Raw genomic sequence first — 22,780 nt, forward strand, 5'->3', positions numbered from 1 at the left:
GAGAGACGGTGGACAAGCCGAAGGTCGTTCTGGGGGTCAGCGGCGGCATCGCCGCGTACAAGGCCTGTGAGCTGCTCAGGCGGCTGACGGAGTCGGGACACGACGTCCGGGTCGTCCCCACCGCCTCCGCGCTGCACTTCGTCGGCGCCGCCACATGGTCCGCGCTCTCCGGAAACCCGGTCTCCACCGAGGTCTGGGACGACGTCCACGAGGTGCCCCACGTCCGCATCGGGCAGCACGCCGACCTGGTGGTCGTCGCCCCCGCCACCGCGGACATGCTGGCCAAGGCGGCCCACGGCCTGGCCGACGACCTCCTCACCAACACCCTGCTCACCGCCCGCTGCCCGGTGGTCTTCGCCCCCGCCATGCACACCGAGATGTGGGAGCACCCGGCCACCCAGGAGAACGTGGCCACGCTGCGCCGCCGCGGCGCCGTCGTCGTGGAACCGGCCGTCGGCCGTCTCACTGGCGCCGACACCGGCAAGGGCCGGCTGCCCGACCCGGGCGAGATCTTCGAGGTCTGCCGCCGGGTGCTGGCCCGCGGCGTCACCGAGCCCGACCTCAGGGGCCGGCACGTCGTCGTCAGCGCCGGAGGCACCCGCGAGCCCCTCGACCCCGTCCGCTTCCTCGGCAACCGCTCCTCCGGCAAGCAGGGCTACGCCCTCGCCCGCACCGCCGCCGCCCGCGGCGCCCGCGTCACACTGATCGCGGCCAACACCGCCCTGCCCGACCCGGCGGGCGTGGACCTCGTCCGGGTCGGGACCGCCGTGGAGCTGCGCGAGGCCGTCCTCGGCGCCGCCGCCGACGCGGACGCCGTGGTCATGGCCGCGGCCGTCGCCGATTTCCGGCCGTCCGCCTACGCCACCGGCAAGATCAAGAAGAAGGACGACCAGGAGCCCGCACCCATCACCCTGGTACGGAATCCGGACATCCTCGCCGAGATCTCCGGCGACCGGGTGCGCGCCGGGCAAGTGATCGTCGGCTTCGCCGCCGAGACCGACGACGTGCTCGCCAACGGCCGCGCCAAGCTGAAGCGCAAGGGCTGCGATCTGCTGGTGGTGAACGAGGTGGGGGAGCGCAAGACCTTCGGCTCCGAGGAGAACGAGGCCGTGGTGCTGGGCACCGACGGCAGCGAGACCCCCGTCGCGCACGGCCCGAAGGAAGCCCTGGCCGAAACCGTATGGGACCTGGTGGCCGAACGCCTCGGATGAGTGATTCATTTCGTCGTCCGGTTCCCGAAACCTCGTCCTTCGGGGCGTGGCGCCTCTGGCCAACCTCGCTCGGCATGGGCAGAATGCCCGTGCCGCAGGTCACAGCGCTCTCGCGAGACGAGACGGGGGGACCCGTGGCGAAGCGCGACCGATAAACTGTTCCACGGACGGCGTCGGGTGCAGCCCCCGCCGTCCGCCAATGATCAGCCAGCAGCCGCTGCAACCCCAGGGAGCGTTGTGTCCCGTCGTCTGTTCACCTCGGAGTCCGTGACCGAGGGTCACCCCGACAAGATCGCTGACCAGATCAGCGACACCATTCTCGACGCGCTCCTCCGCGAGGACCCGACCTCCCGGGTCGCCGTCGAGACCCTGATCACCACCGGCCTGGTGCACGTGGCCGGCGAGGTCACCACCAAGACGTACGCGGACATCGCGACGCTGGTGCGCAACAAGATCCTGGAGATCGGCTACGACTCCTCGAAGAAGGGCTTCGACGGCGCCTCCTGCGGCGTCTCGGTGTCCATCGGCGCACAGTCCCCGGACATCGCGCAGGGCGTCGACGCCGCCTACGAGGCCCGCGTCGAGGGTGACGAGGACGAGCTGGACCGGCAGGGCGCCGGCGACCAGGGCCTGATGTTCGGCTACGCGACGGACGAGACGCCGACGCTGATGCCGCTGCCGGTCTTCCTCGCGCACCGCCTGTCCAAGCGCCTCTCCGACGTGCGCAAGAACGGGACCATCCCCTACCTGCGCCCCGACGGCAAGACCCAGGTCACCATCGAGTACGACGGCGACAAGGCGGTCCGTCTGGACACCGTGGTCGTCTCCTCGCAGCACGCCTCCGACATCGACCTGGAGTCGCTGCTCGCCCCCGACATCCGCGAGTTCGTCGTGGAGCCGGAGCTGAAGGCGCTCCTGGACGAGGGCATCAAGCTCGACACCGAGAAGTACCGGCTGCTGGTGAACCCGACCGGCCGCTTCGAGATCGGCGGCCCGATGGGCGACGCCGGCCTCACCGGCCGCAAGATCATCATCGACACCTACGGCGGCATGGCCCGCCACGGCGGCGGCGCCTTCTCCGGCAAGGACCCCTCCAAGGTGGACCGCTCGGCCGCGTACGCGATGCGCTGGGTCGCCAAGAACGTGGTGGCGGCCGGCCTGGCCGCCCGCTGCGAGGTCCAGGTGGCGTACGCCATCGGCAAGGCGGAGCCGGTCGGCCTGTTCGTCGAGACCTTCGGCACCGCCACGATCGACACCGAGAAGATCGAGAAGGCCATCGACGAGGTCTTCGACCTCCGCCCGGCCGCGATCATCCGCGACCTCGACCTGCTGCGCCCGATCTACGCCCAGACCGCCGCCTACGGCCACTTCGGCCGTGAGCTGCCCGACTTCACCTGGGAGCGCACCGACCGCGTGGACGCCCTGCGCAAGGCGGCGGGGCTGTAGACCCTGCCACCCCGCGTCCGACCGAGGCCCGGCGCCCCTTTCGAGGGGCGGCCGGGCCTCGGCGCGTACGAGCCGCTCCGCCGTGAACGCCCGCGCACGCCGCGGGAGTGAGCCCTGTGCTGTGAGCGCGGCGACGGCACGGCCCGGTGCGAAGGGCACGGATACTTCCGGGTGACGACCCTCGCAGGTCCGAATCCCGCCGCCGGTCCCGGACCGGTGGGGCCGAGCGGACCGGGGCGGAAGCGCCCTCGGGCGTTCGTGATCCGCACCCGCCTCGGCCCCGGACCGGCGTCGCTGTCAGTGGTGTTTGGTAAGAATGCAGGCGTGAGCAGCGAGAACGGACAGTCGGACGGCGGCGCGGAGGGCGCGCCGCCCGAGCAGCTCGCGCTCATCCGGGAGAGCGTGCGCAAGGCCAGGACGCCCCGGGCCAAACCGCGCACCTGGCGCGGCGCCGCGCTCGCCGGGGAACTGCCGGTCGCCCGGGTCCTCGTCGACAAGGGCGTGCTCCACCTCGACCGCTACTTCGACTACGCCGTGCCCGCGGAGCTGGACGCCGACGCGCAGCCGGGGGTGCGGGTGCGGGTGCGGTTCGGGGCCGGACGGCACCGGGTGCGGGAGGGGCGGCGCGAGGGCGGCGGACTGATCGACGGGTTCCTCGTCGAGCGGCTCGCCGAGTCCGACTACTCGGGGCCCCTGGCGGCGCTGGCGCAGGTCGTCTCGCCCGAACCGGTGCTGGACGAGGAGCTGCTGGGCCTCGCCCGCGCGGTCGCCGACCGGTACGCGGGCAGCCTCGCCGACGTCCTCCAGCTCGCCGTGCCGCCGCGCAACGCCCGCGCCGAGCAGCGGCCCTCCCCCGACCCGCTGCCGCCGCCCCCGGCGCCCGCCCCCGGCTCCTGGGAGCGGTACGAGCAGGGGCCCGCCTTCCTGGAGGCACTGGCCTCGGGAGGCGCCCCACGGGCCGTGTGGAACGCGCTGCCGGGGTCGCGGTGGAGCGAGGAACTGGCCAGGGCCGTCGCCGCCACCCTGGCCTCCGGGCGCGGCGCTCTGGTCGTCCTGCCGGACGGAAGGGCCGTGGCCCGCGCCGACGCGGCGCTCACCGAACTGCTGGGGGAGGGACGGCACGCGGTCCTCACCGCCGACGCCGGGCCGGAGAAGCGGTACGCGCGGTGGCTCGCCGTACGGCGGGGCTCCGTACGGGCCGTCATCGGGACGCGGGCGGCGATGTTCGCACCGGTACGGGACCTCGGACTGGTCGCCGTCTGGGACGACGGCGACGACAGCCACAGCGAGCCGCACGCCCCGCAGCCCCATGCCCGTGAGGTGCTGCTGCTGCGGGCGGCGCAGGACAGGTGCGGCTTCCTGCTGGGCAGCCGGCACTGCACCGTGGAGGCCGCCCAGCTGGTGGAGACCGGCTGGGCCCGGCCGCTGGTCGCCGGGAGGGAGCGGGTGCGGGCCGCCGCGCCGCTGGTACGGACCGTGGGGGACGGGGACCTCGCGCGTGACGAGGCCGCCCGCGCGGCGCGGCTGCCGAGTCTCGCCTGGCAGGCCGCCAGGGAGGGGCTGCGGCACGGACCGGTGCTCGTGCAGGTGCCCCGCCGTGGATATGTGCCGCGGATGGCGTGCGCCGGCTGCCGGGCACCCGCGCGGTGCCGGCACTGCTCCGGGCCGCTGCAGGCACAGGGGGCCGACGATCTGCGGTGCGAGTGGTGCGGGCGCGAGGAGAGCGGCTGGCACTGCCCCGAGTGCGGCGGATTCCGGCTGCGGGCCCAGGTGGTCGGGGCCCGGCGGACCGCCGAGGAGCTGGGCCGCGCCTTCCCCGCGGTCCCGGTGCGCACCTCCGGGCGCGAGCATGTGCTGGACACGGTGCCGGGGACACCCGCGCTGGTGGTCAGCACCCCCGGCGCGGAGCCGGTGGCCGAGGGCGGATACGCGGCGGCGCTGCTGCTGGACGGGTGGGCCATGCTGGGCCGGCCCGATCTGCGGGCCGGGGAGGACGCGTTGCGCCGCTGGATCGGCGCGGCGGCGCTGGTCCGGCCGCAGCCCGAGGGCGGCACGGTGGTCGTGGTCGCCGAGCCGACCCTGCGGCCCGTGCAGGCGCTGGTCCGGTGGGACCCGGTCGGGCACGCGGTACGGGAACTGGCCGAGCGGGGCGAACTGGGATTCCCGCCGGTGTCGCGGATGGCTGCGGTGTCGGGGCCCGGCGAGGCGGTGGCCGAGTTCCTCCGCGCGGTGGAGCTGCCCGCGCGGGCGGAGATCCTGGGCCCGGTGCCCCTGCCGGTCACTCCGGCGGGCCGCCCGCGCCGGCCGGGCGCCCCGCCCCCCGGCGAACACTGGGACCGGGCACTGGTCCGGGTGCCTCCCGGCAACGGCGCCGCGCTGACCGCCGCGCTGAAGTCGGCCCAGGCGACCCGCATGGCCCGCGGCGGGAACACCCCCGTATGGGTCCGCGTCGATCCCCCGGACATCGGCTGAGGACACCGGCCGAACCCGCCGGGACGTGCCGCGCCCTCCCGGGGGCGGTGCGTCCGGGAGGGCGGGGTGCGGTGCGGCGAGCGGGGGCTCAGCCGTTGCGGGGAGAGGGTAAGGCCGTCGGGCGCGGGTCGTCGCGGAAGGACGGACTGCCGGCCGTGGGCTGGGTCGGCATGGAGTGGGCCGCGGGGGCGGGGACCGTCGGCACCGTGGTGACGCCGGCGACCGCGTTCACCGTGCGCGTGCCCGGCGCCTCCGCGGCGGCCTCGCCGGCCGCCGACGCCTGGGCGGCGGCACGGCGGGCGCCGTAGCGGCGGTGGACCGCCTGCTTGGTGACCCCGAGCGCCGAGCCCACGGCGTCCCACGAGAAGCCCAGGGAACGGTCGAAGTCAACGGCCGCCGTGACCAGGGTCTCGACACTGTCCCGCAGCTCCTGGGCGAGACGGACCGTGGGGGCGGGGGCGCGTCCGTAGACGACGAAGCCCGTGGAGGGCCCGGAGCGGCGCGGGCGGTAGACGTTGCCCAGCTGGGCGGTGAGCGTGCGCAACGCGTCCACCTGCCGGCGGACCCGCTCGATGTCCCGCACCAGCAAGTGCAGGCTGGCCCGAGCCTGGGCGTCGTGGGTTGCGTGGTCGGCCATGAACAAGCCTCTCGAACCGGCGTGAAAGGAATTGAGCCCGTGTCGGGGCCCGTGGTCAACTCTTCGCTGACCAACGCGGGAGCGCTCCGCGGGTCACGGGGTGGGGGCGTGGCGGCATATGCGTACGCCCCCGCGCGGGGTGTGCCCCGGCCTTCGGCCGGGCGGATTTCTCCCGCTCGCGCACCACCCGTTTCCAGTCAGTCGAGAGGTGGACGTCCGCCGTGGGGGTTCGCCGCCGTCGGCTCGTCCCACACAGGTGCTTTCGACGCCGCCCCATAGACTGGTGCGCTGCCGTGTCCGTTCCCGCCCGAGAGGCCCCAAGCACCCCATGAAGCTCGTCTTCGCCGGTACCCCCGAGGTCGCCGTTCCCGCACTGGACGCTCTTCTCGCCTCCGGGCGGCACGAGGTGGCCGCCGTCGTCACGCGGCCCGACGCGCCCGCCGGGCGGGGGCGCAGGCTCGTCGCCTCCCCCGTCGCCGAGCGGGCGGAGGAGGCCGGGATCGAGGTGCTGAAGCCGGTGAAGCCCCGGGACCCCGAGTTCCTGGAGCGGCTCGAGGAGATCGCGCCGGACTGCTGCCCCGTCGTCGCCTACGGCGCCCTCCTGCCCAGGGCCGCCCTCGACATCCCCGCCCGGGGCTGGGTCAACCTGCACTTCTCGCTGCTGCCCGCCTGGCGCGGCGCCGCACCCGTGCAGCACGCCATCATGGCCGGCGACGAGATCACCGGCGCCGCCACCTTCCTCATCGAGGAGGGCCTCGACTCCGGACCCGTCTACGGCACCGTCACCGAGGAGATCCGCCCCACCGACACCAGCGGCGACCTGCTCACCCGGCTCGCCTTCGCCGGTGCCGGGCTGCTCGCCGCCACCATGGACGGCATCGAGGACGGCACCCTGAAGGCCGTACCGCAGCCCGCCGACGGCATCAGCCTCGCCCCCAAGGTCACCGTCGAGGACGCCCACGTCGACTGGAACACCCCGGCGCTGCGCGTCGACCGCGTGGTGCGCGGCTGCACCCCCGCGCCCGGCGCCTGGACCACCTTCCGGGGCGAGCGGCTGAAGATCGTCCAGGCCGCCCCCGTACCGGACCTGACCGACCTCGCGCCGGGGCAGCTGTCCGCCGGCAAGAACAACGTGCACGTGGGTACCGGTTCGTACGCCGTGGAGCTGCTGTGGGTGCAGCCCCAGGGCAAGAAGCCGATGCGGGCGGCGGACTGGGCGCGCGGGGTGCGGATCGCCGCCGGGGAGACCGTCGGCGCCTGACGCCCCCGGGGCCTCCACGACGTAGGCTGGACCGCGCATCTCACCCCACATCCGGAGCACCTTTTCGTGAGCGACCAGCCCCGTCGGCCCCGCAAGCCCGCCAAGCCCTACCGCCGGCCCAAGAAGGACCCCGTCCGCGTCCTCGCCTTCGAGGCCCTGCGGGCCGTCGACGAGCGGGACGCGTACGCCAACCTCGTCCTGCCCCCGCTGCTGCGCAAGGCGCGCGAGAACGGCGACTTCGACGCGCGCGACGCGGCGCTGGCCACCGAGCTGGTGTACGGCACACTGCGCCGCCAGGGGACGTACGACGCGATCGTCGCCGCCTGCGTCGACCGGCCGCTGCGCGAGGTGGACCCGCCGGTGCTGGACGTGCTGAACCTCGGCGCGCACCAGCTGCTGGGCACGCGCATCCCGACGCACGCCGCCGTGTCCGCCACGGTCGAACTGGCCCGGGTGGTGCTCGGCGACGGCCGTGCCAAGTTCGTCAACGCCGTGCTGCGCAAGATCGCGCAGGACGACCTCGACGGCTGGCTGGAGCGGGTCGCGCCGCCCTACGACGAGGACCCCGAGGACCACCTCGCCGTGGTGCACTCGCACCCCCGCTGGGTCGTCTCCGCGCTGTGGGACTCCCTCGGCGGCGGCCGGGCCGGCGTCGAGGAGCTGCTGCGGGCCGACAACGAGCGGCCCGAGGTGACCCTGGTCGCCCGTCCCGGACGGGCGACCACCACCGAACTGCTCGACGAGGAGGCCGCCGTCGCCGGCCGCTGGTCGCCGTACGCGGTGCGGCTCACCGAGGGCGGGGAGCCGGGCGCCATCACGGCGGTCGCCCAGGGCCGGGCCGGCGTGCAGGACGAGGGCAGCCAGCTCGTCGCGCTCGCGCTCGCCGACGCGCCCCTCGAGGGCCCCGACCGGATGTGGCTGGACGGGTGCGCCGGACCGGGCGGGAAGGCCGCGCTGCTCGGCGCGCTCGCCGCCGAGCGGGGCGCCGTGCTGCTGGCCTCCGAGAAGCAGCCGCACCGGGCCGGACTGGTGGCGAAGGCGCTCGCCGGGAACCCGGGGCCGTACCAGGTCGTCGCCGCCGACGGGACGCGCCCGCCGTGGCGGCCCGGCAGCTTCGACCGGGTGCTGGTCGACGTGCCGTGCACCGGCCTCGGCGCCCTGCGCCGCCGCCCCGAGGCGCGCTGGCGGCGCCGCCCGGAGGACCTGGACGGCTTCGCCCCCCTCCAGCGCGGGCTGCTGCGCACCGCCCTGGAGTCCGTACGGGTCGGCGGTGTCGTCGGCTACGCCACCTGCTCCCCGCACCTGGCGGAGACCCGGGCCGTGGTCGGTGACCTCCTCAAGCAGTTCCCGGACACCGATCTGATCGACGCCCGGCCGCTGCTGCCCGGCGTACCGGATCTCGGCGAGGGCCCCGACGTACAGCTGTGGCCGCATCTGCACGGCACCGACGCGATGTACCTGGCCCTCATCCGCCGCACCGGCTGACGGCCGCCTCCCGGCCGCCGTCCTCGCGGGCCGGCCACCGCGCCTTCGGGCCACGTCCGTGAACAAGGGACACGGGGCCGGCACCGACCGCACGACGAGCAGGCCCAGGGCGGCCGGGCCGGGGCACCTGGCGGAGTTCGTCCCGGCGGTCGGCGGCACCGCCACATGCCCGGTACGACGGTCGCGCCGGAGGCGAGCGCCGCCGGGCCCGCGCGGGACCGGTGCGAGCAACCCCCGCAGGACATGGCACGCTTGGTGCATGGCCGCGCAGATCAACCCCAGCATCCTGTCCGCCGACTTCGCCCGCCTCGCCGACGAGGCGAAGGCGGTGGACGGCGCCGACTGGCTCCACGTCGACGTCATGGACAACCATTTCGTCCCGAACCTCACGCTCGGCGTGCCGGTCGTGGAGTCGCTCGCCCGTGCGACGGACACCCCGCTGGACTGCCATCTGATGATCGAGGCCCCCGATCGATGGGCACCCCAGTACGTGGAGGCGGGGGCCGGTTCGGTCACCTTCCACGTCGAGGCGGCCACCGCGCCCGTGCGGCTCGCCCGGGAGATCCGCGCCAAGGGCGCCCGCGCCTCCATGGCGCTGCGGCCGGCCACCCCCATCGAGCCGTACGAGGACCTGCTCCCCGAGCTCGACATGCTGCTGATCATGACGGTCGAGCCCGGCTTCGGCGGGCAGGCGTTCCTCGACATCATGCTTCCGAAGATCCGCCGCACCCGCGAGCTGATCCGCAAGCACGGTCTGGAGCTCTGGCTCCAGGTCGACGGCGGGGTCTCGGCGTCCACCATCGAGCGGTGCGCCGACGCCGGCGCCGATGTCTTCGTCGCGGGTTCCGCCGTGTACGGGGCGGCGGACCCGGCCGAGGCGGTACGTGCACTGCGCAACCAGGCGGAGGCCGCGACGGCCAAGGCATCATGGGCATGCGACCACTGAGCGTCAGGAACATGAACGGCGCCCGGGAGGGCTGATCGACCGCGCCGGATCTGCAAGGATGAACGGCGAATCCAGAGTGTGAACAGCAGTGAGGAGATCGCCGTGTCGGGTATGTCGGCGGGCCGGTCAGCCATGCGGATGGGACCCGCTGAGCTGGTGCAGGCGGCGGCCATGGCCCGCCGCTTCTACCTCGAGGGCAAATCCAAGATCCAGATCGCCGAGGAGTTCGGCGTCAGCCGCTTCAAGGTGGCCCGGGTCCTGGAGACCGCCCTCGAACGGGATCTCGTACGGATCGAGATCCGCGTGCCGGCCGAGCTGGACGCGGAGCGCTCCGACGCGCTCCGCGCCCGGTACGGCCTGAGGCACGCCGTCGTGGTCGAGTCCCCGGCCGAGGCCGAGGAGACACCCGACCCCGAGAACCTGGGAGAGGTGGCCGCCGACCTGCTCGGCGAGCTGGTCAACGAAGGGGATGTGCTGGGTCTGGCCTGGGGCCGGTCCACCATCCACATGGCGGCGGCCCTGGACCGGCTGCCGCCCTGCACGGTCGTGCAGCTCACGGGCGTGTACGACGCCGGGACCGCCGAGCGCGGCTCGGTGGAGGCCGTGCGGCGTGCCGCACAGGTGTCGGGCGGCGACGCCCACCCCATCTACGCGCCGATGCTGCTGCCGGACGCGGCCACCGCTCAGGCGCTGCGCCACCAGACCGGGATCGCGCGGGCCTTCGAGTACTTCGACAAGGTCACCGTCGCCTGCGTCTCCATCGGTTCCTGGGAGCCGGGCATCTCCACGGTGCACGACATGCTCAGCGACGAGGAGCGGGCGCACTACGCCTCCCTCGGGGTCGCCGCGGAGATGTCCGCGCACCTCTTCGACTCGGAGGGGCGCAGGGTCGGCCGGGACCTGGGGGAGCGGTGCATCACGGTCAAGACCGACCAGCTGCGCCGGGTGCCCGAGGTCGTCGCGATCGCGGGCGGACAGCGCAAGGGGCCCGCGATCGACGCCGTACTGCGCTCCGGTCTCGTCACCAGCCTGGTGACGGACACGTCGGCCGCGGACTACCTGATGACGGCGGGGCCCACCCCGCGGTCCGCCCTCAACCGCGCGGACCCGGACGGCCACTGACGGCGAGTGAGGCGGGGGGCGGGCCCGGCAGCACCGGCCGCATGGTGCCGCGACAGGCCCCGCTCCTCCGCCTCCCGGCCACCACCTGCTGAGGTGACGTACGGCCTGACCGGCCGGCTCGTGGCCGCGCCGGTCCTCGACGGGGTCACCGGCGAGGCGGGCCTGATGGATCGCCGCGCCCGGGCCCCGGACCTGTCCGACCGGTTCGGCCGCGACGGGACGCCCTCGCCGGCTCCCTCTCCGGCCGCACCGTCCGGCCCGAGGGCGCCGTGGAGCGCGGGCTGCCGGTCGTCGTACGCGGCGGCGCCGGGCGACCGCCCGGGACACCGGCGCCCACCGTGGCCCCGCCCCTTGGAGGATCCTCCGAGCAGGGCTCTGACCAGCCTGGATGATCCGCCCGGAGCGGGCGTTCCGGTCGTCATGGGACAATGAAGTACGTGCTCTTCCCCCTGGCTGACCTGTCCGGGGGCCACCTCTGATCGACTGGGATGTGCAGCACGTGCGTTTCCTCAACGACATCCAGCCCGCGTACGACCTGACGTACGACGACGTCTTCATGGTGCCCAGCCGCTCCGCGGTCGGCTCGCGGCAGGGCGTGGACCTCAGCTCGCCGGACGGCACCGGCACCACCATCCCGCTGGTCGTCGCGAACATGACCGCCATCGCCGGACGCCGCATGGCCGAGACGGTGGCCCGGCGCGGGGGACTCGTCGTCATCCCGCAGGACATCCCGATCGAGGTCGTCACCGAGGTCGTGTCCTGGGTCAAGGGCCGCCACCACGTCCTGGACACCCCGATCGTGCTGGCCCCGCACCAGACCGTCGCCGACGCGCTCGCCCTGCTGCCCAAGCGCGCGCACAACGCGGGCGTCGTCGTCGACGACGGGCACCGGCCGGTCGGCGTGGTCACCGACACCGACCTGTCCGGCGTGGACCGCTTCACCCAGCTCGAAGAGGTCATGTCCAAGGACCTGATCCTCATCGACGCGGACATGGACCCGCGCGAGGCCTTCAACACCCTCGACGCCGCCAACCGCCGCTACGCGCCCGCCGTGGACCAGGACGGCCGTCTGGCGGGCATCCTGACCCGCAAGGGCGCCCTGCGCGCCACCCTGTACACCCCGGCCACCGACGCGCAGGGCCGGCTCCGCATAGCCGCCGCCGTCGGCATCAACGGCGACGTGGCCGGCAAGGCCCAGCAGCTGCTGGACGCCGGCGTCGACACGCTCGTCATCGACACCGCGCACGGGCACCAGGAGTCGATGATCAGCGCCCTGAAGCTGGTCCGCGACCTCGACCCGCGGGTGCCGGTCGTCGCCGGCAACGTCGTCGCCGCCGCGGGCGTCCGCGACCTGATCGAGGCCGGCGCCGACATCGTCAAGGTCGGCGTGGGCCCCGGCGCCATGTGCACCACCCGCATGATGACCGGCGTCGGCCGGCCGCAGTTCTCCGCCGTCCTGGAGTGCGCCGCCGAGGCGAGGAAGTACGGCAAGCACGTGTGGGCCGACGGTGGTGTCCGGCACCCGCGCGACGTGGCGATGGCGCTCGCCGCCGGCGCGTCCAACGTGATGGTCGGCTCCTGGTTCGCCGGGACCTACGAGTCCCCGGGCGACCTCCAGCACGACGCGAACGGCCGCCCCTACAAGGAGTCCTTCGGCATGGCCTCCGCGCGTGCCGTGCGCAACCGCACCTCCGAGGAGTCGGCGTACGACCGCGCCCGCAAGGCGCTGTTCGAGGAGGGCATCTCCACCTCCCGCATGTTCCTCGACCCCAACCGGCCCGGCGTCGAGGACCTGATCGACTCGATCATCGCGGGCGTCCGCTCCTCCTGCACCTACGCCGGGGCCGGATCGCTCGAGGAGTTCGCCGAGAAGGCCGTCGTCGGCGTCCAGAGCGCCGCCGGCTACGCCGAGGGCAAGCCGCTGCACGCCAGCTGGAGCTGACGGGCCCTCACCCCCGCCCGGCCCCCGCCGACCCCGCCCCGGGATCGACGGGGGCCGGCGCGCAACGGTCGAAAGCCCCCGCGCAACGAACACCCGCGTCCCCGCCGGTAACGCAATGATCTTGCGGTGGTGCGCAAGGTTGCTGCATTTCAGGAGCAACGAAGAACCTCGTAGGGTTACGCGCTGTACGTGTGTGGCGGGGACCCCGCTCGACGGGTCCCGGCTGTCGCGGGACGCCGTCGGTCCCCTGCCGCGGAAGACCGGCAGCGACGAAGGAGTCAGCGCGTGCTCGACCAAGGCGCACCCCCGCACAACGGCCGCCCCGCCGCCCCGCCTTCCCCGGGCCTCGGCGCGCGCCTGATGCGCCGCAAGCCCGTGGAACGCCTGGTCGCGGAGGGTGGTCAGGGTGAGGGTGGCTCCCTGCGGCGGTCCCTCGGACTGTGGCAGCTGACCATGATCAGCATCGGCGCCACCCTCGGCACCGGCATCTTCGTCGTCCTCGGCGAGGCCGTTCCCAAGGCCGGCCCGGCCGTCACGCTGTCCTTCGTCATAGCCGGTCTGACGGCCCTCTTCTCCGCCCTCTCCTACGCCGAGCTGGCGGGCACCATCCCGGTCTCCGGCTCCTCCTACTCGTATGCGTACGCAACGATGGGCGAGCTGGTCGCCTGGGTCTGCGGCTGGTGCCTGATGCTGGAGTACGGCGTGTCGGTCGCCGCCGTCGCCGTCGGCTGGGGCGAGTACCTCAACGAACTCCTCGACGGCACCATCGGCGTCACCATCCCGGCCGCGCTCTCCGCCCCGCCCGGCGACGGCGGCGTCTTCAACCTGCCCGCGCTGATCGTCGTCCTGCTCGCCATGGCGTTCCTGATGGGCGGCGCCCGCGAGTCCGCCCGCGCCAACACGGTCATGGTCGTCGTGAAGATCGGCGCGCTGGTGCTGTTCTGCGCCATCGGCGTCCAGGGCTTCCGCTCCGGCAACTACGAGAACTTCATGCCGCTCGGCATGGCCGGCGTCAGCGCCGCCGGGGCGACGCTCTTCTTCTCGTACATCGGCTTCGACGCCGCCTCCACCGCCGGCGAGGAGGCGAAGAACGCCCAGCGCGACCTGCCCCGCGCGATCCTGCTGTCGCTCGCCATCATCACCGCGCTGTACGTCCTGGTCGCCGCCGTCGCCGTGGGCGCCAAGCCCTGGCGGCAGTTCACCGACTCCGAGGCCACGCTCGCCCAGATCATGCGCGAGGTCACCGGTCAGGGCTTCTGGGGCACCCTGCTGGCGTTCTGTGCCGTCATCGCCATCGCCAGCGTCGTCCTGACCGTGCTCTACGGCCAGACCCGCATCCTGTTCGCCATGGCCCGGGACGGACTGGTGCCCAAGGCGTTCGGCAAGGTCAGCCCGAAGACCGGCACGCCCCGCACCAACACCCTGATCGTCTCCCTCTTCTGCGGCGTACTGGCCGCCGCCATCCCGCTCGGCCAGCTCGCCGACGCCACCAGCATCGGCACCCTGTTCGCCTTCGCGCTGGTCAACGTCGCCGTCGTGGTGCTCCGCCGGACCCGCCCCGACATGCCCCGCACCTTCCGGGTACCGCTGTCGCCGGTGCTGCCCGCCGTCGGCTTCGCGTTCTGCCTGTGGATGATGGGCAGCCTGTCGGCCGTCACCTGGGTGGTCTTCGGTGTCTGGATGGCCGCCGGGCTCGTGTTCTACTTCCTGTACGGCCACCGCCGCTCCCGGCTCGCCGTCCCCGCCGCACCAGAAGCGAAGTGAACCACCCGCAGTGCTGAACGATCTCGACGAACGCATCGTGCACGCCCTCGCCGAGGACGCCCGCCGCTCCTACGCGGACATCGGCCAGCTCGTCGGCCTGTCCGCGCCCGCCGTGAAACGGCGTGTGGACCGGCTGCGCGCCACCGGGGCCATCACCGGATTCACCGTACGGGTGGACCCGGCCGCCCTCGGCTGGGAGACGGAGGGGTTCGTCGAGATCTACTGCCGCAGCAACACCTCCCCGGAGACCATCCAGCGGGGCCTGGAGCGCTACCAGGAGGTCGTGGCCGCCTCCACCGTCACCGGTGACGCGGACGCGGTCGCCCAGGTCTTCGCCTCCGACATGCGCCACTTCGAACGGGTCCTGGAACGCATCGCGGGCGAGCCGTTCGTCGAGCGGACGAAGTCCGTGCTGGTGCTGTCCCCGCTGCTGCGCCGGTTCTCGTCGGGATCGCCCGCGTAGGGAGCCCCGTTCCGGCGTACGCTGGCTCCATGCGGAGTCAGGATGATTCCGGACATGTGCGGACCGTCTCGCCGACTGATCCGTGCTTCCCCGTGTTCGTCGACTCCACCGGCAGGCGCGCGCGGGTGCTCCGGCGCACCGGATACGGCGTGGCCGGACTGGCGGCCGCGTACCTGACGGTGCTGGTACTGAGCCTCATGGGGGCGACCCCGTTCGCACCGGGCGCCCTGCTGCCGCCCCTGCCCGGAGAGGCCACGGCCCCGTCGGTGCCGGACCGGGAGGGGGGACCGGACGACGGACCCCGACCGCCCGGCGGTGTGCTCGACCCGGGGCGGAGCGACTTCGGCGGCGCCGGCACGGCGGTGGGGCCGGGCTCCCCACTGGTTCCCCTGCTCACGCCGCCCGGCGGTCCGCTCCTCACCCCCGCGGCCCCGCTCGTCCCCGGTGGACCGGAGCCCCCGGTCCCGGCCGAACCGGAGCCCCCCGCGACCGGCGTTCCGTCGGCACCGCAGGAGCCCGACGCCCCCGCCCCCGACGACCCGTCCGCACCCGACCCCGGCACCGGAAGCGAACCCGCCCCCGAGCCGCCCGCGGGGACGGACGAGCCGCCTGCCCCGGAGCCCCCGCCGGACACGCCCCAGTCCACCCCGCCCCCCGGTCCGTCCGAGCCGCCGTCCGACGCCCCGGTCGGCTCCCCGCCCGGTGACGCGCCCGTGGCCGGGACCCCCTGATGCGACGCCGCCACCGGCCGGTCCGTCCCCCACCGGCGACACCCGGGCCGCGGCGGACCCGATCGCCCCTGCCGCCCCGGCACCGCTTCCGCGTCGTCGTCCCACTCGTCCTGCTGGCCTTCGTCGTCTCGGTGCTCCTGGTCGAGGGGTACACGACCCGGGGCTTCTCCGGAGACCAGGAGGGACGCGCCGGGAAACCGGCCACCGGCGCCCCCCGGGAGGTCACCGGCGGCGGCCCGGTCGTCGACACCACCCACGGCCACCTGCGCACCTACCGGGCGCCGGCCAGAACGGTGGTCCTGACCTTCGACGACGGTCCGGACCCCGTCTGGACACCCCGGATCCGGGCCGTCCTCGACCGCCACGGCACGCCCGGCACCTTCTTCGTCACCGGCCAGCAGGCCGTGCGCCACCCCGCGATCCTGCGTGATCTGATCCGCTCCGGTCACGAGATCGGGGTGCACACCTTCTCCCACCGGGACCTGGCCACGCTGTCCGCGAGCGAGACCGACCGCGAGCTGGCGCTGACCCAGCTCGCCCTCGCCGGAGCCGGGGGCGTCAACAGCTCGCTCCTGCGGATGCCCTACTCCTCGACCACCACCGCCCTGGACGGACCGGCCTGGTCCGTCGCCCGGCACCTGGGCGAGAAGGGCTACGTGCTGGCGTTCGTCGACCAGGACACCAGGGACTGGCGGCGGCCGGGCGCGCGGGCGATCGCCGACGCGGCCACACCGGACGTGCCGGGCCGGGGAACGGTCGTGCTCCTGCACGACTCGGGCGGGGACCGGTCGCAGACCGTCCGGGCGCTGGACATCCTGATCCCCCGGCTCCAGGCCCAGGGCTACCGCTTCACCACGATCGCCGACCTCGTCGGCACCGACGGTCTCACCAGCCCCGTCGACACGGGAACCCTGTGGAAGGGCCGGGCGTTCGTGGCCGCCGTGACCGTGTCGGGCACGGCGGTGTCGGTCGTGGGCGTGCTGCTGCTGGTCGTCGGGGCGCTCGTCCTCGCGCGGTGCGCGCTGATGCTGGTCCTCGCCCACCACCACGTCCACCGGCGTCCGCACCCCGCCGCCGGCCGGCCCGTCACCCGGCCCGTCAGCGTCGTCGTCCCCGCGTACAACGAGAGACTGTGCATCGCCAAGACGCTCCGCTCGCTCGCCGTGAGCGATCACCCCGTGGAGATCATCGTCGTGGACGACGGTTCCGACGACGGCACCGCCGACGTCGCCGAGTCACTCGGCCTCCCGGAGACCACGGTGCTCCGCCGGCCGAACGGCGGCAAGGCGTCGGCCCTCGACGCCGGCGTCCGGCGGGCCTCCCACGACCTCGTCGTCATGCTCGACGCCGACACGGTCTTCGCCCCCTCGACCGTCCACCGCCTCGTCCAGCCGTTCGCCGATCCGGCCGTCGGCGCCACCGCCGGCAACGCCAAGGTGGGCAACCGCCGGGGTCTGCTGGGGCGTTGGCAGCACATCGAGTACGTGATGGGCTTCAACCTGGACCGCCGCATGTACGACCTGCTGCGCTGCATGCCGACCATCCCCGGTGCCGTCGGGGCCTTTCGCGTCACGGCCCTGCGGGACGCCGGGATGATGAGCGGCGACACCCTCGCCGAGGACACCGACATCACCATGGCCCTGCACCGGGCCGGGTGGGAGATCCGCTACACCGAGGACGCGCTCGCCTGGACCGAGGCGCCGGCCACACTGCGGCAACTGTGGCGCCAGCGCTACCGCTGGAGCTACGGCACCATGCAGGCCGCGTGGAAGCACCGGCACGCGCTGGTCGAGCGCGGCCACGCGGGCCACTTCGGCCGCCTCGGGCTGCCCCTGCTGGCCGTCTTCCAGATCCTCACCCCGCTCCTCGCCCCGCTGATCGACCTGCTGACCGTCTACGGCCTGGTCTTCGGGGACCCGCTCCGCACGATGCTGGCGTGGACCGGCGTGCTGGCCGTGCAGACCGTCTGCGCGGCCTACGCCTTCCGCCTCGACGGTGAGAGCCTCCGGCCGCTGTGGACGCTCCCGCTGCAGCAGATCGTCTACCGCCAGCTCATGTACCTGGTGCTCCTCCAGGCCTGCCTCACCGCGGTCAACGGGTACCGGCTGCCCTGGCAACGCCTCAAGCGCAGCGGCGACGTCGTGCTGCCGTCCCGGCTCCCCGCCCGGGAGCGGTGAGCGCCGGCCGGGGAAACACCGGGCGGGACCCCTCACGACCGGTCTAGCATGAGGGTCATGACCTGGCGACATTGATCCACCGGCCGCGCCTCCCGAGGGCCGCCTCGGCCGCCGTACGTCCTCGACGTCCGGTGTCCGAACCGCCCTTACGGGAAGGCCTCATGACTCTCACGCCCACGCGTGCCTCCGACGTCCGCGTGCGACGGCTGACGACCACGCTGTACGGCTATTCGTTCCTCGAAGACTTCATCCTGCTCTACCCGGTGTACGCGCTGCTGTTCAGCGACACCGGCCTGTCCGTCGGGCAGATCTCCTCCCTGTTCGCCCTCTGGTCGGTGACCGGTGTGCTGCTGGAGGTCCCCTCCGGGATCTGGGCCGACGCCGTCTCGCGCCGGCTGCTGCTGTGGCTCGGCCCGCTGCTCACCGCCGCCGGCTTCGCCCTGTGGGTGCTCGTCCCGTCGTACGGCGCCTTCGCCGTCGGCTTCGTGCTGTGGGGCGCCGGCGGGGCGCTGGGCTCCGGTGCGCTGGAGGCGCTGGTCTACGACGAGCTGGAACGGCTCGACGCGGCCGGCCGCTACGCCCGGATCATGGGCCGGGCCCGCGCGGCCGGGCTGGTCGCGGTGATGGCGGCGACGGGACTCGCCGGCCCCGTGCTCACCCGGGGCGGCCACACCGCCGTCGGGGCCGCCAGCGTGCTGGTGTGTCTGCTGGCGGCGGCCACGGCACTCCGGTTCCCCGAGCACCGCTCCCCGAAGACCGGACACGAGAACCGGACGGCGACCCTGCGCGCCGGGCTCGCCGAGGCCCGCGCCGACCGGTCGGTACGCGGGGCGCTGCTGCTCGTACCGGCCGTGAGCGCGGTGTGGGGCGCCCTCGACGAGTACACGCCGCTGCTGGTGCGGGGGACCGGTGTCGCGGACGGGACGGTTCCCTACCTGCTCCTGCTGATCTGGGCCGGTGCCACGGCCGGGAGCCTGCTGGCGGGCGAGGGCGAGCGGCTCGGCACGGGCGGGCTCGCCGCCCTGCTCGCCGGTGCCGGCCTCGCCCTGGCCGCCGGCGCGGCCGACGGCACCCCGTGGGGGCTGGGTCTCGTCGCCCTCGCCTTCGGCGGCTTCCAGGCGGCGACCGTGCTGGCCGACGCCCGTCTCCAGCGACGCATCGAGGACACCGGCCGGGCCACCCTCACCTCGGTCGCGGGCCTGGGCACGGAACTGACGACGGTCGCGGTCTACGGCGGCTACGCACTGATCGCCTCGGGCGGCGCCCACAGCACCGCTTTCGCGGTGTTCGCGGTGCCGTACCTGGCGACGGCGGCCCTGCTGCTCGCCGGGGCCGCCAGGGCACGCCGTGAGTGAGGGCTCGCCGTAGCGCCCACGGCGGGCAGCCGTGCCGCATGCCGTCGTTTCCGCGGGCAGCTGTGCCGCTGGGGCGGCACGGGTGGGCGCGACGGCACCCCGCATGCGCCGGGCCGCGCGAACACCCCCCGGCCCACATCAACGCCGGGCGCCCCGTACCGCGCCGGGCCGCGCACCCCACCCCCGGCCCGCACCGACGCCGGGGCACCCATACGGCACCGGCCCACCCCAACGTGGGGCACCCACACGGCGCCGGCCCACGCGAACCCACCGCCCATCGCGGGAGCGACGAGCGCCGCGCAACGAATCGCCGCCACCCCCACCCCGCACGCAACAAACCCCTCACCGACGCGCAACGGCTCCGCCTTGTCCCCCCGAGCCGCCCGCCCGTACCGTCTATCCGACCCCCGAAACCCCCGCGTACCGGTGAGGAACACGCATGCGCACCGCCCTGCTCCAGAGCTCCGGCCGCCCCGGATCCGTCGTCGAGAACCTCAAGGTCCTCGACGAGGCGTCCGCCCGCGCCGCCGCCGCGGGCGCCGGGCTGCTCGTCACCTCGGAGCTGTTCCTGACCGGGTACGCGATCGGCGACGACATCGCCCGGCTCGCCGAGCCCGCCGACGGCGACGCGGCCGACGCGATCACGGAGACCGCCACCCGGCACGGCCTCGCGATCGCCTACGGCTACCCCGAGCGGGACGGCGGACGCGTCTTCAACTCCGTGCAGCTGATCTCCGCCGCCGGCACCCGCCTCGCGAACTACCGCAAGACCCACCTCTACGGCTGCTTCGAACGGGACCACTTCACCCCGGGAGAGCGAACCGTCGTGCAGGCCGAGCTCGACGGCCTCACCATCGGCCTGATGATCTGCTACGACGTCGAGTTCCCGGAGAACGTGCGCGCCCACGCGCTGGCCGGCACCGACCTCCTCCTGGTGCCCACGGCACAGCTGCACCCGTTCCAGTTCGTCGCCGAGTCCGTCGTGCCGGTGCGGGCGTTCGAGAACCAGATGTACATCGCGTACGTCAACCGGGTCGGCCAGGAGGGCGAGTTCGAGTTCGTGGGCCTGTCCACGCTCGCCGCCCCCGACGGAGTCGCCCGCACCCGGGCCGGCCGCACCGAGGAACTCGTCGTCGCCGACGCCGACCCCGTCCTCCTCGCCGCGTCCCGTGAGGACAACCCGTATCTGCAGGACCGCCGCCCCGGCCTCTACGGGTCCCTCGTCTGAGCCTCCTCCCCCACCCCCCCGCTTCACCTGTGCAAGGAGTCCGCACCCCATGACGTCCACCGTGCCCAACGCGATCGAGCACGCCGACGAGCAGCAGCCGCCGATCACCATGTTCGGCCCGGACTTCCCGTACGCGTACGACGACTTCCTCGCCCACCCGGCGGGCCTCGGACAGATACCGGCGACCGATCACGGCACCGAGGTCGCCGTGATCGGCGGCGGCCTGTCCGGCATCGTCGCCGCGTACGAGCTGATGAAGATGGGCCTCAAGCCGGTCGTGTACGAGGCCGACCGGATCGGTGGCCGGCTGCGCACCGTCGGCTTCGACGGGTGCGACGACTCCCTGACCGCCGAGATGGGCGCGATGCGCTTCCCGCCGTCCTCCACGGCGCTCCGGCACTACATCGACCTGGTCGGACTGCGCACCCGTCCCTTCCCCAATCCCCTCGCCGAGGCGACGCCGTCCACCGTCGTCGACCTCAAGGGCGAGTCGCACTACGCCGAGACCCTCGACGACCTGCCCCAGATCTACCGGGACGTCGCCGACGCCTGGGCCGAGTGCCTCGAAGAGGGCGCCGACTTCTCCGACATGAACCGCGCCCTGCGCGAGCGCGACGTCCCGCGTATCCGGGAGATCTGGGCGAAGCTGGTCGAGAAGCTCGACAACCAGACCTTCTACGGCTTCCTCTGCGACTCAGAGGCCTTCAGGTCCTTCCGCCACCGCGAGATCTTCGGCCAGGTCGGCTTCGGCACCGGCGGCTGGGACACCGACTTCCCCAACTCCATCCTGGAGATCCTCCGCGTCGTCTACACCGAGGCCGACGACCATCACCGCGGCATCGTCGGCGGCTCCCAGCAACTGCCCCTGCGCCTGTGGGAGCGCGAGCCGGAGAAGATCGTCCACTGGCCGTACGGCACCTCGCTGAAGTCCCTGCACCCGGAGGGCGAGCCCCGCCCGGCGGTCACCCGGCTCAACCGCACCGCCGGCAACCGGATCACGGTGACGGACGCCGACGGGGACATCCGTACGTACCGGGCGGCGATCTTCACCGCCCAGTCCTGGATGCTGCTGTCCAAGATCGCCTGCGACGACTCGCTCTTCCCGATCGACCACTGGACCGCCATCGAGCGCACCCACTACATGGAGAGCTCCAAGCTCTTCGTGCCGGTCGACCGGCCGTTCTGGCTGGACAAGGACGAGGAGACCGGCCGGGACGTCATGTCGATGACGCTCACCGACCGCATGACCCGTGGCACGTACCTCCTCGACGACGGCCCCGACAAGCCCGCCGTCATCTGCCTCTCCTACACCTGGTGCGACGACAGCCTGAAGTGGCTGCCGCTGTCCGCGAACGAGCGGATGGAGGTCATGCTGAAGTCGCTCGGCGAGATCTACCCCAAGGTCGACATCCGGAAGCACGTCATCGGCAACCCGGTGACCGTCTCCTGGGAGAACGAGCCCTACTTCATGGGCGCGTTCAAGGCCAACCTGCCCGGCCACTACCGCTACCAGCGCCGCCTGTTCACCCACTTCATGCAGGAGGCGCTGCCGGAGGACAAGCGGGGCATCTTCCTCGCCGGTGACGACATCTCCTGGACGGCCGGCTGGGCGGAGGGTGCCGTCCAGACCGCGCTGAACGCGGTCTGGGGCGTCATGCACCACTTCGGCGGCGAGACCGACCCGACCAACCCGGGTCCCGGCGACCTCTACGACGAGATCGCCCCGGTGGAACTCCCCGAGGACTGAGTCCGCCCCCCGCTGCCGGGTCGGTCCGGCAGCGGGGTGAGCAGCATGCGGCCGGCGAAGCCCACCGCCGTGTCCAGGCGTTCGGTGAACTCCCCGGCGACGTCCGGCAGTCCGCGCAGTGCCCACAGGGCGCGGGCCGCCGTCCAGGCCGCGTCCCGGGCGCGTTCCAGGCTCCACGCGCCCAGCAGATGGGTCAACGGGTCGGCGATCCGCAGCAGTTCGGGGCCCGGTGTCAGCTCTTCGCGGATCCGGTCCTCCAGCGAGAGGAGGAGTTCGCCCACCTGGTCGAACTCGTCCTCCAGATCGACGGGTTCGCAGCCGAGCGTACGGCAGGTGTCCACGACGGCGAGCGCGAGATCGTGGCCGATGTGCGCGTTGATGCCCGCGAGCGCGAACTGCAGCGGACGTACGCCGGGGTGCCGGCGGAACTGGAACAGCGGACGCCAGCAGGCCGGTGGCCGCCGCTCCCGCGACACCGCGTCCACCGCCGCCAGATAGCGCTCCGCGAACCGTACGTCCAGCGCGATCGCCGCCCGGGCGTCCCGGAACCGGCCCGCGTCGATCCGCCGGTCCACGGCCTCCGTGACGGCGAGGTAGACACGGTTGAACACCGCGACCCCGTCCCGCGCGGGCAGGGCCGCGTCGAGGGCGCGCATACGGGAGACGACCCCGTCCACGGCGGTGAGGACTTGTTCGCATCGCACCATGAGCGCAGAGTCGCACCTTTAGGGTGGCGTCAGTGACGGCGGGCCCGACGCTTCCCCGGAACGGGGGAACGCACCCGTCGTGGGGG

General features: G+C 73.6%; 17 protein-coding genes. 15 read left to right on the top strand and 2 right to left on the bottom strand.

The window, feature by feature from the left end:
- Positions 1-8 precede the first annotated feature (8 nt).
- From coaBC to ACFV5H_RS22230, 3 genes are all read left to right on the top strand, one after another.
- Complete coding sequence (gene coaBC / locus ACFV5H_RS22220) at positions 9-1,211, top strand: bifunctional phosphopantothenoylcysteine decarboxylase/phosphopantothenate--cysteine ligase CoaBC (RefSeq protein ID WP_385051710.1); 1,203 nt, start codon at positions 9-11, stop codon at positions 1,209-1,211.
- A gap of 237 nt (positions 1,212-1,448) precedes the next feature.
- Positions 1,449-2,657: a methionine adenosyltransferase gene (metK, locus tag ACFV5H_RS22225; protein WP_385051708.1), complete on the top strand. Its 1,209-nt coding sequence runs from the start codon at positions 1,449-1,451 to the stop codon at positions 2,655-2,657.
- Between the two features lie 324 nt (positions 2,658-2,981).
- Entirely contained in the window at positions 2,982-5,129 is a 2,148-nt protein-coding gene (locus tag ACFV5H_RS22230) for a primosomal protein N' (RefSeq protein WP_385051706.1), read from the top strand.
- An 88-nt stretch (positions 5,130-5,217) separates the two neighbouring features.
- Here ACFV5H_RS22230 and ACFV5H_RS22235 read toward each other — a convergent pair whose 3' ends face one another.
- Complete coding sequence (locus ACFV5H_RS22235; RefSeq protein WP_385051704.1) at positions 5,218-5,766, bottom strand: hypothetical protein; 549 nt, start codon at positions 5,764-5,766, stop codon at positions 5,218-5,220.
- A 328-nt stretch (positions 5,767-6,094) separates the two neighbouring features.
- On the opposite strand from ACFV5H_RS22235, the gene fmt reads away from it, so the two are divergent.
- The 12 genes from fmt to ACFV5H_RS22295 all read left to right on the top strand — a co-directional run bounded on the left by fmt (position 6,095) and on the right by ACFV5H_RS22295 (position 21,987).
- Positions 6,095-7,027, top strand: coding sequence for a methionyl-tRNA formyltransferase (fmt, locus tag ACFV5H_RS22240; RefSeq protein ID WP_385051702.1), 933 nt, complete (start codon positions 6,095-6,097; stop codon positions 7,025-7,027).
- A 66-nt stretch (positions 7,028-7,093) separates the two neighbouring features.
- Positions 7,094-8,512: an RsmB/NOP family class I SAM-dependent RNA methyltransferase gene (locus tag ACFV5H_RS22245; RefSeq protein WP_385051700.1), complete on the top strand. Its 1,419-nt coding sequence runs from the start codon at positions 7,094-7,096 to the stop codon at positions 8,510-8,512.
- 259 nt (positions 8,513-8,771) lie between these two features.
- A complete protein-coding gene (gene rpe, locus ACFV5H_RS22250) occupies positions 8,772-9,458 on the top strand; it encodes a ribulose-phosphate 3-epimerase (RefSeq protein WP_385051698.1) in 687 nt (228 codons plus the stop codon).
- A 78-nt stretch (positions 9,459-9,536) separates the two neighbouring features.
- Complete coding sequence (locus ACFV5H_RS22255; RefSeq protein ID WP_385051695.1) at positions 9,537-10,580, top strand: sugar-binding transcriptional regulator; 1,044 nt, start codon at positions 9,537-9,539, stop codon at positions 10,578-10,580.
- A 499-nt stretch (positions 10,581-11,079) separates the two neighbouring features.
- A complete protein-coding gene (locus tag ACFV5H_RS22260) occupies positions 11,080-12,522 on the top strand; it encodes a GuaB1 family IMP dehydrogenase-related protein (protein ID WP_385196877.1) in 1,443 nt (480 codons plus the stop codon).
- A gap of 285 nt (positions 12,523-12,807) precedes the next feature.
- Positions 12,808-14,286, top strand: coding sequence for an amino acid permease (locus ACFV5H_RS22265; RefSeq protein ID WP_385051693.1), 1,479 nt, complete (start codon positions 12,808-12,810; stop codon positions 14,284-14,286).
- A 10-nt stretch (positions 14,287-14,296) separates the two neighbouring features.
- Positions 14,297-14,749 (top strand): Lrp/AsnC family transcriptional regulator, encoded by a 453-nt coding sequence (locus ACFV5H_RS22270; RefSeq protein ID WP_030867804.1) that lies wholly within the window; start codon positions 14,297-14,299, stop codon positions 14,747-14,749.
- 29 nt (positions 14,750-14,778) lie between these two features.
- Positions 14,779-15,480, top strand: a complete 702-nt coding sequence (locus ACFV5H_RS22275) for a hypothetical protein (protein WP_385196835.1) — start codon at positions 14,779-14,781, stop codon at positions 15,478-15,480.
- Positions 15,480-17,657: a bifunctional polysaccharide deacetylase/glycosyltransferase family 2 protein gene (locus ACFV5H_RS22280; RefSeq protein WP_385196837.1), complete on the top strand. Its 2,178-nt coding sequence runs from the start codon at positions 15,480-15,482 to the stop codon at positions 17,655-17,657. Before ACFV5H_RS22275 ends, ACFV5H_RS22280 begins: the two co-directional genes overlap by 1 nt.
- 161 nt (positions 17,658-17,818) lie before the next feature.
- Positions 17,819-19,012, top strand: coding sequence for an MFS transporter (locus ACFV5H_RS22285; RefSeq protein WP_385051687.1), 1,194 nt, complete (start codon positions 17,819-17,821; stop codon positions 19,010-19,012).
- Positions 19,013-19,451: 439 nt separating this feature from the next.
- Positions 19,452-20,240: a carbon-nitrogen hydrolase family protein gene (locus ACFV5H_RS22290; protein WP_385196839.1), complete on the top strand. Its 789-nt coding sequence runs from the start codon at positions 19,452-19,454 to the stop codon at positions 20,238-20,240.
- Positions 20,241-20,289: 49 nt separating this feature from the next.
- Entirely contained in the window at positions 20,290-21,987 is a 1,698-nt protein-coding gene (locus ACFV5H_RS22295) for a flavin monoamine oxidase family protein (RefSeq protein ID WP_385196841.1), read from the top strand.
- On the opposite strand, the gene ACFV5H_RS22300 is transcribed toward ACFV5H_RS22295, so the two are convergent.
- Entirely contained in the window at positions 21,948-22,694 is a 747-nt protein-coding gene (locus ACFV5H_RS22300; RefSeq protein WP_385196843.1) for a DUF5995 family protein, read from the bottom strand. The genes ACFV5H_RS22295 and ACFV5H_RS22300 overlap by 40 nt on opposite strands.
- Between the last annotated feature and the right edge of the window lie 86 nt (positions 22,695-22,780).

This window comes from Streptomyces sp. NPDC059787 (assembly GCF_042732315.1).
GTDB classification, from domain to species: domain Bacteria; phylum Actinomycetota; class Actinomycetes; order Streptomycetales; family Streptomycetaceae; genus Streptomyces; species Streptomyces atrovirens.